General features: G+C 51.0%; 10 protein-coding genes. All 10 read right to left on the bottom strand.

The window, feature by feature from the left end; translation table 11 throughout:
* Nucleotides 1-28: 28 nt before the first annotated feature.
* Nucleotides 29-931: a carbohydrate ABC transporter permease gene (locus AC506A_RS03225; RefSeq protein WP_495459531.1), complete on the bottom strand. Its 903-nt coding sequence runs from the start codon at nt 929-931 to the stop codon at nt 29-31.
* The gene (locus tag AC506A_RS03220; RefSeq protein ID WP_495459530.1) at nt 928-3504 is read right to left on the bottom strand and encodes a DUF5696 domain-containing protein; all 2577 of its coding nucleotides are present in this window, start codon (nt 3502-3504) and stop codon (nt 928-930) included. Before AC506A_RS03220 ends, AC506A_RS03225 begins: the two co-directional genes overlap by 4 nt.
* A gap of 14 nt (nt 3505-3518) precedes the next feature.
* Nucleotides 3519-4139, bottom strand: a complete 621-nt coding sequence (locus tag AC506A_RS03215) for a Yip1 family protein (protein WP_495459529.1) — start codon at nt 4137-4139, stop codon at nt 3519-3521.
* Entirely contained in the window at nt 4120-5592 is a 1473-nt protein-coding gene (locus AC506A_RS03210) for a gluconolactonase (RefSeq protein ID WP_495459528.1), read from the bottom strand. Before AC506A_RS03210 ends, AC506A_RS03215 begins: the two co-directional genes overlap by 20 nt.
* A 13-nt stretch (nt 5593-5605) precedes the next feature.
* The gene (locus AC506A_RS03205; RefSeq protein WP_495459527.1) at nt 5606-6472 is read right to left on the bottom strand and encodes a carbohydrate ABC transporter permease; all 867 of its coding nucleotides are present in this window, start codon (nt 6470-6472) and stop codon (nt 5606-5608) included.
* Nucleotides 6473-6476: 4 nt separating this feature from the next.
* Nucleotides 6477-7349 carry a carbohydrate ABC transporter permease gene (locus tag AC506A_RS03200; protein WP_240548257.1) on the bottom strand — a complete coding sequence of 291 codons (873 nt, stop codon included), beginning with the start codon at nt 7347-7349 and terminating at the stop codon, nt 6477-6479.
* 109 nt (nt 7350-7458) lie between these two features.
* Entirely contained in the window at nt 7459-10395 is a 2937-nt protein-coding gene (locus AC506A_RS03195) for an extracellular solute-binding protein (RefSeq protein ID WP_495459526.1), read from the bottom strand.
* A 193-nt stretch (nt 10396-10588) separates the two neighbouring features.
* Nucleotides 10589-11983 carry an ABC transporter substrate-binding protein gene (locus AC506A_RS03190; RefSeq protein ID WP_495459525.1) on the bottom strand — a complete coding sequence of 465 codons (1395 nt, stop codon included), beginning with the start codon at nt 11981-11983 and terminating at the stop codon, nt 10589-10591.
* A 357-nt stretch (nt 11984-12340) separates the two neighbouring features.
* Nucleotides 12341-13381: a LacI family DNA-binding transcriptional regulator gene (locus tag AC506A_RS03185; RefSeq protein ID WP_495459524.1), complete on the bottom strand. Its 1041-nt coding sequence runs from the start codon at nt 13379-13381 to the stop codon at nt 12341-12343.
* Nucleotides 13382-13642: 261 nt separating this feature from the next.
* A complete protein-coding gene (cobS, locus tag AC506A_RS03180; RefSeq protein WP_495459523.1) occupies nt 13643-14458 on the bottom strand; it encodes an adenosylcobinamide-GDP ribazoletransferase in 816 nt (271 codons plus the stop codon).

Genomic DNA, 14458 nt, shown 5'->3' with positions numbered 1-14458 from the left:
CTTTCAAGCTGTTCTCCTCCCTTCTACATCAGTTATAGTAGAACACTTTCCTGGAAACCAGAATGCCGACGACAACGAGAATCAAACTGATGACAATGGTGTAGATCCAGGACATCGCGGCGCTCAGACCGAAATTTTGCGCTTGGAATGCCGTGGTATAGATCGTTCTCGTTAGCTGGCTTTCCGTAAAGGAGTCGATAATCGTATAGATGATGTTAGTTAGAATAAGCGGACTTACCATAGGGAACGTAATCTTCCAGAAGGTCTCGTAAGGCGTTGCGCCTTCCATCTTGGCGACCTCGTACATCGTGACCGGTACAGACTGAAGCGCCGCTAGAAAAATAAGAATTTGGACGCCGGAGCTGCTAATGATCTCATAGATCCGCTGTACGGCATCGATGATGTATTCGATGAAAACGGTCGGCATGCCCGCATCGGCAAGCATAAAAGCGAGCATAAGCGGATCGAAGCCGTTCTGTGCAAGACCTAATTCCTGTGCAACTTCGGAGCTGCCCGTCAACTGAATCAATCCGGAGGATTGAGCTGCGGCTACGGCGCCTGAAGCGAGAATGACCGGTAGAAAGAATATCGCTCTCGCAATTGATCTGCCTCTAAACTTCGAGTTCAGCATGACAGCTGTAAATAAGCTGAAGAACAGGATCATAGGCACGTTCCAAGCCATTTCCGTTAACGATTCGGTCAGGATCCGGTTATAGTTCGGATCGACCGAGAGCGCATCGGTAAAGTTCTTCAGTCCGATGAAGTCCAACGAGTACCCGCCCGGAGCCACCTTCAGCTCGCTGAAGCTGAATCGGATGGATTGAACCAGCGGCGTCGCGAACAAGAATACGAAGCCAAGCAGCCAAGGCGTAATAAACGCGACTCCGAGAAATGCACGCTTCTGCGACAAGGTTAATCGTCTGAGGTTCACGAATTATCACCGCCTACCGTGAAATTTTTGGCTGCGATTTGAATGCCATTGACCGTAACCGACTTTTCCGTATAGTTCACATAAACGGAGGTACCGTTGTCATAGCGCACTTGTACGACGCCGGGTTGATGCTGGACATGTTCTGCAATCGTTCTGTTCTGCAAATCGGCGAGGGCATCGTTTACTTTGCCGTATAGACTGGAAGCGGCTTCGAGCCAATCGGTATAATGCGTCGAGAAAAACGATTCGTAAGCAGTCAATTTCAGCTTGGACGACGATTCATAGGACCAGAAGAAATGCGGCGCGGCCCCATACTCTAATGAACGCAGCATGTGGTAGGTCAAATCTTGGTTGTCACCCAGATTAACAGCAGAGCCGGCATAATTCTTGTAACCGTGTATGACCATTTCATAGAATGGAATTTCCTGATCGGTGATGCCGAAACCGCTGGAGGCCATCGGTACGTCGATCAACTGATCCGCATATTTCAGCGCATAAGCATTTCCGCCGGTCAACATCATATTGGGATAGCTCTTGTCCAACTTTCCTAGCTGCTCCGTAACGATGTTCTTAGCGACATCGCGGAATACGACGCGGCTTACCCGGTAATCGGCCTGCAGCAAGTCTCCCATATCGCGGAGCGAAACGGCATCGATTCCGTAGCCGTCATAGCTGTCGATGAATTGGTCAACGAAGTAAGGCAGCTTGGCCGGAGAAAGCAAGTAAAAAGATCCAAGCGAAAGGTCCATCGCATTGAACGCGCGATTGATCGGCGCAAGCTTCGCTTGCTCGCGCGTTACGAAACGCGCCGCATCCGAGGCGGGCTTAAAGTTGCGATTCTCGCGAAGCACATGTTGAAACGCGACATCCGGATATAAACGACCGCCCATCCCCTCAAGCTTCTGAGACAGCTGCTTCAGCTCGGATTTGCTTCCAAGCTCGCTGTCCAATTTGACGGTCTCTGGAATTTTGTGATCGATGCCCTCATTAAACCAGCCGATATAACGCATCTGGATGTTAGAAACGCCAGCGGCATTGAGCTGCTCGGTCATTTGGCCGGCTTGTTCGATCGTAGTCATCGGCATGAGCCCTTTATACGGAATGCCGAGCAACGACTTGCGTTTGTCCACGGCCCCCAGTACATCGAGATAGAAAGGCAGCCCTCCTTGCGATTCGTTCGTCTGCAAGACTTTATCCTGAACCAACTTCTCGCGGTAGTGCTTTGCCATGCCGGAGTAATTCGCCTCGCTTCCGGATAAGAAGCTGTAGCAGACCTGCAGATCACCTTTGAAAGAATCCTCGGTCAGAAGCTGTATTTCGTCTACCTTATTGCCTTTGTAGATTTCAAGCGCATCCTCCCCACGGATGGCGAAGCTCGCGTACGCATAGTTATACGAATTTTTGCGGCCACTAATATCGGCGTTGATGCTGGCGATACCTTCGCCTTTCTCGATCGTGGCGAACCAGGCGTCGTCGCCGGATTTCATGCCGAACACCGGCAGGCGTGCTGCTTCCGAGACCTGCCCTCGGCGACGGGAGTTTCTGTTCTCATCTTCTCCGTAGACACGCTGGGAATAGACCTCCTCGCCGATCTTGCCGTTATTCAGTTGAATCAAGCTCCCGGAGCCATCCGGAACAAGCATGTAGCCTTTCGCATCGGTACCGGCTGCACCGAAGAAATCGAGCAGCTCCACTGAGCGAATTTGATAGCCCTTGCTTTCCTGAATCTCTTGCACAGGAACGCGGACCGTCAGTTCATCGCCGGCGAGCTGATACTCGATGGGAACCGTGAAGTTCGGTCGGCTCGCTCCGCCCTCGACAGCCAAGCCGTTCTCTTGATTATCAGCGGCTAAATCCTCTGCCGTGTAGCCTGCTTTCGCAAAAGCATCCAGCATTCTGCTGAGCACGAGCGCTCTGGATACCGCCGTATCGAGCCGCTCCAGCACCTCCGGATTGTTCTCGAGCGGGAAATACCGGTTGCCTACATATTTCGCCGTCGCTTCATCAAGCTTGCTGTATACCTTCTCTTCCATACGCTTCTTGCTGATTCTCTTCGGCAGCGCATCTATTCCGAGTGACGTGTCCCCGATCGTATACGTAATCCGGATGCCATTGTCAATGCTATCAGCCTTGAACTGCTTGCGTGCGATACTATCCGTAAAGTTCGTAATCGATCCAAGCGTTCCGATAGAATCCCTATAATTGATCGTGATCTGGGCGGCCAGCCGATCCTTCTCGAAAGGCGACGCTTTAGCGTCCGAACCCAAATCCTCCGGATTGCTCCGCCATACTTTGCCGCTTGTTCGGTTAAGCACCGCAATTTCGGTCGAGTCCGGATTGAAATACAACGCTAGCGTATCCGATTGGGCCGCAAGCTTCATGCCTGCAACGGCTGGTTCGCTATCAGGCAAAAACTTTAACTCCGCGGCCGAAGCCGGCTTCACAACAGGCTGCATATATGTGCTTACCTCGATCGCCGGAGCTCCTTTAGTTGACCGGTAATAGGCGAGAGCCGAGATACCAACTATCCCGATACAAGCCAGCGCCGCATACCATTTCATTCGGTTATTCAAAGGTGCGGCCTCCTTTACGTACGGAATATGATTTCGCGATACACATCATACACGAACCAATAAATTTGCAATCCCAAGCTGAATGCCAGCGTGCCGAGGAACACGACGAATCCCATTGCGATCACGGTCAGCCCCAACGTGAGAATGGCTTTGGCCGGCGTGTATTGATGCACCGTCATAATGCCGATGAACAGCAAGAGGAGGAACCAAATGCTCGCTACGCTGTTTACCAACCAATAGAAAGGCGTCTCCTCCTGCGTCATGAACCGGCTTATAAACGTGATCGGCAGATTGAGCAGCACCATTGGCAGCAGCGCATAGCCGGTTGCCATAATAATATCCTTAAATTTGCCTTCGCCCTCCATCAGCGTCGTGATGGACCAGTTCGCTATGCAGAACAGGAAGAACGGCAGCACCGTGAATTGCAAATCATCCAGACTGTTTAACGATCTCGGGTCCACGAAATTGACGAGAAAACCTGCGAATTGCTTCTGCAGAATGAGCGTCAGTACAAGCAACAGGAGAATGGCCAAGGAAACTTTGACCTTCCCTTTGCTCTCATATTTCATGTCCCAGAATCCGTCGAACGGATGTAAGATGAGATGGAGCGGAAACTTAATATAATCCTGCTTCACGTTTCACAGTCCTCCTTCTTATAACGTTCCTGGCGATGCGGTACACGATAAATGCGGCTATAAGCGAAATCAGCACCGTCATGAAAGGGCCGAAATGGTCCTTCATCACTTCTCGGCGATATCGTTTGTAGGCAACGGAATAGTTTTTTCGGCTCATGCCGAGCTTGAAATACTCCATTGCCTCTTCGTTCTTCTTCGCCATCAGCAGCGATTTGCCGATACCTAGGTAGGCGATCTCATAGTTCGTATTCAGACGCAGCACTTGACCCCATAATTTGACGGCCTCGTTATCGTTCCCGCTGTAATGCTGAATCGTTGCTTGACGAACCAGGCTGCCGAACTCCGTAGGACGGAAGACCGCGATATTGTTCTTGCCCCGATCGAGCACGGCGAGCTTATCGCCAATTTGTTCCACGGCCACTGGCGTATTAAATAAGCCAAGCTGGTTGCCTCTGTCTCCGAAAACATAGAGCAAGTCGCCTTCGGCATTGTACGTGAACAGTCGCGCGCGATTCGAATCCAGTGCTACATACATGCCGCCGTCAAGCACTTTAATGTCAGTGAGCTTCGACGGACCCGAGTTATTGCCGAACCTCCGGAAGCGGATGTCGCCTTTGACCGGCCAGTAGCCGAATCGTTTTAGCACATCTTGGCCGGATGGATTAAGCCGTTTGATCGTTTCATTCGACGTGTTATCGATGGCCGTTGCGTAAACAAACCCTTTGCTGTCAATATCTACGCTTGCGAATTCGGTCGGGATGAACAGCTCCATTTGCTGCTTCTGCGCATTCGTGGACAACGATCGCCAGAGCCGGTCCCACAGGCTAGGCGATACGCTGATCGTGCCGACATATCCCATGAATACCTTCTTGTCGTCGAATTGCATGATGCCTTCAAAGACGCCACGGGCGACTACGAATAATCGGTCCGCGCTGTCCACTGTTACCTTAAGCGGCACGAACTTAAAGTCTTTCGGCAAAATATCCGATTTCGGACTTTCCACGATCTTGATCAGCTTGCCATCGTTTGAAAGCACGACGACTCGATTATGCTCGGTATCGGCGACATAGACTTCATTCTTCTCCGAGACGAACAGCCCTTCAGGCGCCGCGAAACCATCTTCCTTGCCGTTATTGTCAAACTTGGTGATGATCTGCGTGACGTTTAATTGACTATCAAGGATGACCACGCGCGCATTGCCGCTGTCCAGGATATATATAGTGCCGTCATGCGTCACGTACATATCTTTAGGCTGATTGAAATCGCCGACACCCAAGCTGCTCCCGGTAATCGCATAGTCCGGCAAGTAGGGCGCGGGCAGCGGCACTGCATCCCCGTAGAAATCGTAATTGTAAGCTTCATAAGGCGCAGCTGCCGAAGCCGGCGGCGGCACAACGATCGTCATCACCAGCGCTATAATCGCAGCAATTAGGAACACTCTCTTTATTTGCACGCTTCCACCCCCTCTAGTCCTTCATGCCGGATGTCGTCATCGTTTCGATAATGCGGCTTTGCGAGAATATGAACAGGGCAATCGGTACGCTCATGAGAATCAATGCGACAGCCGAGCCAACGCCAGCACGGGCAATCCCGCCGAAAATAATTTGATTGGACGCGTAGTGAAGCGTTTTCAACTGTTCGCTATAGATAAATCCGTTGCCGTCCGTACCCCAGAGCATCTGGAACAAGAGAATGACAAGCGTCAGCCAAGCCGGCTTTACGTTCGGCATGACGATTTGCCAGAAAATACGGTATTCGTTTGCCCCGTCGATCTTCGCCGATTCGAGAAGCGCGTCGGGAATTTGCTCCATGAACTGCTTCATCAAATAGAGGCCGAGCGAGAACGCGAAGGCTGGCACGATGACCGCCCAGTACGTGTCGATTAATCCGATCCAGGACATGACCATATAGTTCGGGATTGCCGTAACCTGCGGCGTAAACATCAGCGACAGTACGACAATCGTAAAGATGATCTTGCTGCCCGGAAAACGATGCTTCGCTAGCGGATAGGCTGCGGCGGAAGCCAGCAATACGTGACCGACTACTCCCATCCCGGTAATGAAGAACGTATTGAAAATATATCGCGAAAACGGAACCCACGATTGACCGAGCAGCGTCATCAGATCAATGAAATTGCTCGTGGTCGGATGTCTGACAAACAAGGTAGGCGGGAACAAGAAAATTTCATCCAGCGGCTTGAACGCCGCATTAATCGCATAAACGAGCGGCAGCGCCATAAAAGAAGCAACGAGAGCAAGAAATACCGAAAGCCAGAATGTCCCGACAAAGGAACGGTTTACGCGTTTTTTACGAAGCGTTAGCGCAAGCTTCATGCGGTTAATTCCCCACTTTCCTGAGAAGTCGTTGCACCGCCAAATTCGCGCCAAGCATCAAGAGGAACAAGACGGTCGCGATCGCGGAAGCGTAACCCATTTCGAATCGGATCGTACCGAAATCGATCAGATGCGTGACGATCGTTTCCGCGGCATAGTTCACGCTTGGGAAGCCGGCCAAGTAGATGGAAACGTCCGCGATGGCTAGTGACGCCGTTATCTGGATGACGGCGCCGAACATCAGCTGAGGCTTCATCGACGGCAACGTAATATACCATAGCTCTTGCCAGCGGTTCTTGACGCCATCGACGGCGCCGGCTTCATAGAGCGTCTTATCGACGGTCTGCAAACCTGCGATGAAGGCAAGGAAGCCGGTACCCAAGCTGAGCCATAATTGAACGAGGATGACGATCGGCATGATGTACTTTTCCGTCTTCAGCCATAGAATCGGGTCAAGAATAACCCCCATCTTAATCAAGAAACCGTTCGCGATGCCGTAACGGTCGCCCGAGAAGATCATCTGCCACAGGAAATACACGTTTCCCGAGATCGACGGCGCATAGAACACGAGCGTCATGAATGCGCGCAGCTTCGGCCGTAGATCATTAATGAGCCAAGCAAACACGAAACAGGCGATGTAGCTGAGTGGTCCTGTAATAACCGCGAAGAGAATTGTGTTCTTAACCGCAATTAAGAACACGTCGTCTTCCAGAAACAAGCGGCCGTAATTTTGCCAGCCGATAAAACGCGGAAACTCAAGCATATTGAAGTAAGTGAAACTAATAACGATGGACATAATGACAGGCAGTACTGTAAATACGGCAAAGAGCAGCAAATAGGGCGACATCAGGATATAAGAATGCTTGTGCCCCTTCATAATCTCCCATTTGACAGCCCACCAGCTCGGAGTGCTCGTCGGCGTTTTTCCAGCCACTGTCGTTGTACGTTGATTCGGAATATCGATATTTGACATTTGGACCCCTCCTTTATTCCGGCAGGCCGAATTCTTTGCGTTTCGCGCGAATTTCATCTTGGATATACTGCGCGTAGTCGAGAATCGCTTCGCGCGCCTCCGTATCCGCACCGACTACGACTTTCAAGAATGCGTTCTGCAAATGCCGTCCGGTGAAGTAACCGCCCGGAACTTCCGGAATGCCGCGGACCCACTCAAATTCCTCTTTCAAGCTGTCATAATCAGCCACCGGCCAAGGCAAGCTGTCAAGCGCTTTGACGTTCGCGGTCGGATAGCGGGCAGAAGCGCCCATAAGCGCTTCCATTTCGCGGCCGTACTTCGTCTGCGCATCTTCGCCTGTCCACCATTTCATGAACTGCCATGCGGCATCCTTATCCTTCGCGCCGCTTAGCATCAGCGTACCGCTTCCGTTACTCGGCGTATCTCTGCGGATCGTGCCGTCCGGCTGTTTCGTGCCCGGAATTGGAACGAAGCCCCACATGCCGCGAATTTCCGGCGCGAATACAGACAGCTGGTTATACGTCGTATAATCGACGATACCGATCGGCATTTCACCGGTTCTGAAGCGGTTCGCGAAATCGAATTCGCGCTCGAGCTTATAATCGCTGTAGAGGTCGGTCCAGGTTTTGAACGTTTCGACCCCGATTCTGGAATCCAAATCGGATTCCTTACCTTCGTTCCGGTAAAATTGTCCGCCGTTCTGCATGAGCATCGTAGCAAAGATGGAATTCGGCGGAATGTTCTGACCCGGAATCGGCACGGAAGTCGCAGGCGTCGTAATCGGCATCCCAAGCTGCATCCGGTTCTTGTTCAGTACTGCGAGCAGCTTATACATATCGTCCCAAGTTTGAGGCACTTCTAGGCCCAGCTCTTTTAAGACATCCTTCCGATAAAAAAGCATATTGAAGGTTTGGGTTTCCGGCAGTGCATAGACGCCTTTCTGATAAGTAAACGGAACAAGCGCGCTTGGACGGAACCAATTGGCTACTTCCTGGTAATCCGGGAATTGCGACAGATCGGCCGCAGCTTTGCGCATCGCGTAGTTCACCGGAATATCGTTGCTGATTTGCATCGCGACATCCGGCCCTTGGCCTGCAAGCGTAGCCGGCAGCAGCGTATTCATTTGTACCAACTTCAGATTCACGTTAATGCCGGTCTCCGGTGTGAATGTTTCGTCGATCATCGCTTTCAGCGTATTCGCCTGGTCGCGGCCGCTTCCGATCCACACGGTAATGGAACGCGGATTCTTCTCATCGGACGCATTGCCGATTTGGTTGTAGTCGATGAAGAAGGAATACGCGAACGTTGTGATCTCATGGCTAAGCCTCGTAAAAAATCCGTCACCCGCGGATGGAAGCTTCTTATTCGGCGAAGCAACATAGATTTCATCGATTTGCAGCGGCATTTCGAGCGCCTTCTGCAGCCAAGTGCCCAGACCGCCCGTGTTGCTCTTGTAAGCGGCAAGGCGGCGCGGAATCGTGTCCGGATTATCGATGAGCTCACCAAGCTGCAGCGCCATCGTCTTGAGAAGCGCTTCGGAATCGCTGCTTCCACCCGACAGTCTTTTCAATTCTTTGCTGACGGCCGTCAGTCTTTCTTCCTCCGATTTGAACGTCTTCAGCAGGTTCGGCACCTGCTCATCCACGCGGTAGTCGCGGAACTTATCCGGCGATGCGCCTGTAATCATAATGATTTTGCGATACATCTCGTTGAGGTTGAATAAGCTGTCTTTCACTTCGCGGATGAGCGGCGCAAATTCGCCGAGCGTGTCTTCAAGGCGGATGATGTTCTTCCCTTTCTTTAGCTCGAACAAATACGGCTCATCGTCTCCCATGACGTCGATGCGGTATCCACTCTTATAGCGGAACGGAATTTGCTCTGCTTCCCTGAACGGAACTTCGCCGTTTATGTAAAGTGTTCGAGTCGAGTAGATGCCGCGAACGAATTGTTGTTTGGCCTTTAGAGCGATCTTATAAAGTCCGGCTTCCGGAGCATTAACCTCCCACTCGATCCACTGACCGGGCATGCGCCAATTGTAGCCGCCGATCGTATTCACCCGAACGAGCTCCGGACTATATGGCTTCACGGCTGCGCTGGCTCGTTCAGTCTGCGGATAAAGCGTCGGAGACGACTTAACACGCGCGTCCTCGCCTTGAACCGTAATGATCTTTCCGTCTGTTTCCTTCAAGCCCTCCTGCTCGTAACGCTTGACCGTTTCTTCATATAGCGCAGGATGCTTGTCTTGATATAAGCGCAGCTGCCGAATGACCATCGGCTCGCGCTGCGATACCAAGGAGAGCGTGTGCGTTCCTGAGGTCAAGTAGAACCGGAAAGGATCCGCGTAGTAGCCGTTCGAATCTTTAAGTAGTGCTTCACGCCATTCCGGCCGCTCAAACTGCTGCGGGCGCAGGTCGTTGCCGCGGTTATCCCGCTTCACCTGATCCAGTTCATTGTCCCAAATGCGGTCGAACTGCAAATAATTCGCTTCCTCGAACGGCAACTCGCCATCGATCAACAACGACCGTTCAATACTCGAGCTTTTGCCTTGTATCGGATAATACTGCACTGAAATATTGTAAAAGCCCGCTTCCGGGACATTCACCGACCAGTCGACTTGCCCTTGCTCGCCGGTCTTCAGCGAAGTTCCGCTCTTTCCCTCGTAATTGTCGAGCTTCTCGATGTCATCGCCTTCCGCATTCGCATAGTCGGAAGCGTTGATGATTACTTCGCGATCAGGGAATCCGGCACTTTGATTCTTAGCCAGGTACGATGTGTAGTCTCCTCGTTCTTGCTGCAGCGAGGTCCACGAACCGCTGACGAACGTCGACTTCTCGCCCGCTCCACTCACATTGTCAGCACCTAGTTGCGACCAGAGCCCGATTAATGCGGCCGATGCAAGGATTCCGATCGCCCCTATTGTCCACTTCTTCTTTCGAACAGTTCCTTTCAATGTCAGCCCTCCTATGCGGCGACTTGATCTACGACCAACCTCGTATTTTTTCACCTAACGAACTAACTAGACGGTTAGGTTGTTATGATCCAATGATAGGTTGAAGTTGCATCCGGGAATTGGTGAAACAAAAGGGGCTGTACCGATTAGTCGGCAGCCCCTCTCCTTAGTTGCCAGTACAGCTCCAATCAGCTTATTTCAGCTTATCCAGCGCAGCTTGGCCGTTTGCCTTATACTTCTCAAGCGTTGCCGCTACGGATTGATTTTTGAGGATAATGTCATCCATGATCGTGAAGAACGGGAAGTCTGCTACGCCTTCTTCAATCGAAAGGCGGCCAGTACCGTTTACATGCTCGATCGCCATCTTGATATCGGCTTCGTTCTTGAAGCGGGCCTCAAGCCAGTCTTGACCGAGGTACTCTTCTGTCGCAGGGATATCTTGCAATTCTTCGAAAATTTGGTAGACGATTTCCGGGTCCTTCGTTCCTTTTGGAATAAAGTAACCATTTTGCGCCGTGTTCGCGAAGGTGTATTTCCCGTCGCTTTGCGGACCTGCCGGGTTAGGCACGATACCAACCTCGAAGGTCAGATCACCCATGTTCCAGTCATAGTTGATCGACATGGCGACATCGCCGTCTTTGAACGTATTTGTTTCGTTCCAGTCCATTTTATTGCCTGATTTCACTTTCACGACATTCTCCACACTGTAGAGACGGTTAATGAATTCTAGCGCTTCAGACATCTTCGGATCTGTAAAACCTAACGTTAAGTCCGTATCTGTAACGAACAGCGCGCCGTTCGTTACGCCAATGTGACGAGCCGCGTCAGCTGCCCAGCCTGCGTAGCCCCATGTATCTTTCTTGCCATCGTTGTTAGAGTCAGTCGTTGCTTGCTTCGCGATTTCCATGAACTTCTCCCAAGTCCATTCGCCGTTGTTGTACAGATCCTGCGGATCCTGCAAGCCAAGCTTCTTGATTAGATCGCGGTTATAGTACAGTCCCACTGCCGAAATGCCAGGCGTGTTGAACGAATATTCCGTTCCGCCGATTGCTGGCAACTTCTGAACGTGCTTCTGTTCTTTGTTGATGTCGTTATCAGCCGTTGTGAAGTCCGTTAGCGGAAGTACCAAGCCTTGTTTAATTGGCGCGATCGCACGTTTGAACTCCATGATCGAAATGTCGGCCATCGGCTCGCCTGCAAGCACTGCGGTCGTGAACTTGTCCATGTATTGTTCGAACGGAATGTTCACGAATTCGAGCTTCATGTTATATTTTTCTTCGAGCTCTGCAATCTTCGCGAGGGAGGCTTTCTCGCCGGCCGTTTCACCTTTTGGCTTGCCATCCCACCACATGGAGATTTTGACTGTGCGGCCGCCTAAATCGATGGCTTCCGCCACAGGCTCGTTCGCTGCGGCATTTTCTTCGGTTGCGGCATTGTTAGCGGCGGGTTCAGCAGTTGTGTTGGATGCAGTGTTGCTTTCGGTTGTGTTTGTGCCATTGCTGCTGTTATTGCTGTTGCCTCCTCCGCATGCACTTAGAGTAAGCATTAACGCGACAGACAAGATTGTAAGTGCTTTCATTTTTCTCATTGCAAAACAACCTCCTATTTGTTTGTCTTGCCGCACTTCGGAGCAATAGCCAATCCGCCTCCGAACTGCATTTCTTTACCAGATTCCCCAACGTAAACGTTTACATTTTACCGCTTAATGTTCTATCACCACCACCGTTAGGCTAACTTTCACAAAACCACATGCCGATCATAGCACCCACCACCAAAAACAGTCAATTAAATTTTGGTTAAAATAACAAATTAAATTATATTTATTTTTTAAAGTGTTATGTATTTGTTATTTTGTTAGGTCTTTAGACATTCCTGGCGGCATATAAATAGCCCGCCTGAATGCTTCGACGCATTCAAGCGGGCCTAATGGCTCCCGGATATCGATTCAGATAACGGATTCCATGCTCGCAATGGGATGAGCATGGGCATCTCGAATAATAATATCGCCGTAAATCAACTTTTTCTCATAGGACGAGCTCGGATTAAGGATCCGCCACAGTATCTGATCGACAGCTCTCATCCCAAGCAATTCTTTGTTCACATTGACCGTTGCAAGAATCGGATAATTGTCGCAGGTGTTGTCGTAGCCCGTAACGGCGCATTGTTCTGGCACCTGGATCTGAAGCTTATTCAGCTCTTCGATCAAATACCTTGCATTCACGTCGTGCGCGCAGACGAATACCTCAGGCAGCTCTCCTAGCTTGATCTTGGAGAATAAGAGATACATATCTTGAGCGTCAGGACCGATCAGCTGCGGGTCTTGATTTAGTTCGATCTGGTAGCTTTCCAACATTGTGCGGAAGGCAAGCCATCTCTCGAAATAGCTAGGTGCATCCTTGATGCTCCCAACGTACTGGAACTTCCGGTAGCCCTTACTGATTAATTTCGTCATGAGCTCCTGCATACAGCTAAAATTGTCGGAGAATACCGTGTCGCAATGGAGTGCCGGATCACTATGGTCGATCATGACGACAGGGATATTCATTCGTTTAATATCGAGCAGAATCTGAGTGGAGACAGAGCCGATCGTAATGACGCCTTGAATGGCTTCGGGCTTGAGAAGAGAAAATACATGCTCGCCAGACGGTTCGGTCAGCGTAATAATGTCCATGCCCCGCTGGCTCAATCTCGCGTTGACGCCGTCAAATACAGGACCCCAGTAGACGGAATCCCGATTCTGATAACGCACGTTCGGAAACAGTACGACAATGGTCCCGCTTCGCTTCACGTCTTCATGCTCGTTCAGCTCTCCCGTAAACCGGGCGGGCTCATTATTTTTGAAGTATCCGAGCTGGCCTGCCGCTTTCATGATCATTTCTCTCGTTCGCTCGCTCACGCCATTCTTGCCTGATAGCGCGCGCGACACAGCAAACTTTGAAACGCCCGCAAAATCGGCGATTTCTTGGATTTTCACTTTCCCTCTCATTCGGACCAGTCCATTCTGTGCACAATTTAGGTGTCTCAGCCTATTGATCGGTCTTTGACCGCATTTCGATGAACGAGTCCAAATTTGCCGCTTGTTGTAAACTAATCATAGCAAACAGTTTGCCAAAGGTAAATCAGATGTTGCAATTTGTTATGCATTTGTTTGGTCGAATGGCTAATTGTTAACGAAATCTCCATTTGGACATACAAAGAACGACCTTGCAGACATCGAAGTCGCAGGTCGTCCCTTAATTAGTATTTATTACACCAGAACCAACATTAGGTTAAACAGCAGAATCGATTCTATGATTTCTGACATGGCTCCATAGGTATCTCCGGTCAAACCACCCAGCTTGCGGGTCAGCCAAAAGCCGAGCATCCAGCCCGCGGCAACCGCGATCCCCCCTTGCAGCAGCAGCGTAACAAACGCCGACTGAAGCCCAGTGATCGGCCATACAAGCAATGATCCTGCCGCCAGCAAAATGGTCACCAACACAGCCCACGCGGCATGACGAAAATGCACCGCTCGAAACAACGATGCCATCCCCTCGTTTGGCCTTGCGAACGGAAATACTGCCATGGCAAGGACAATCCATAGCCTGCTCCAGGCGCAAGCCATCATGATCAGAGGGAAGAAGACGCGCCAATCCAGCTCCGATACGTTCATTACGGCCGTCAAACTAGAAAATTTAAACAAAAGCAGCAGCACCGCCGTCAATACGCCCATCGCGCCGACCCTGCTGTCTTTCATAATATCCAGCATCTTCTCGCGGGAGCGGTGGCTCATCACCCCATCCGCGGTATCCATCAGCCCATCTGTATGCAGTCCGCCGCTAAGCGCAATCCAGACCACGAGCAGAATAACGGCAGACGGCATCGCTGGCACCGCGTCATGAAGGAGCATACCAGCCAATGCCACAACACCGCCGATCACTGCGCCTACAACGGGATAGTAGACGACGCTTCGCGCCAGCACCTCCGGCGTGAACGGGATCACGACAGGGACCGGAATTCTCGTCAGCAGTTGAAAAGCGGTTCCAACAGCTTGCAGCTGTTCTTTCAGTATTCGGCTAAGCAA

Source organism: Paenibacillus sp. N22P23 (assembly GCF_059383735.1).
Note: the sequence above shows the minus strand (reverse complement) of the source record. Positions and strands in the feature narration are given on the sequence as shown.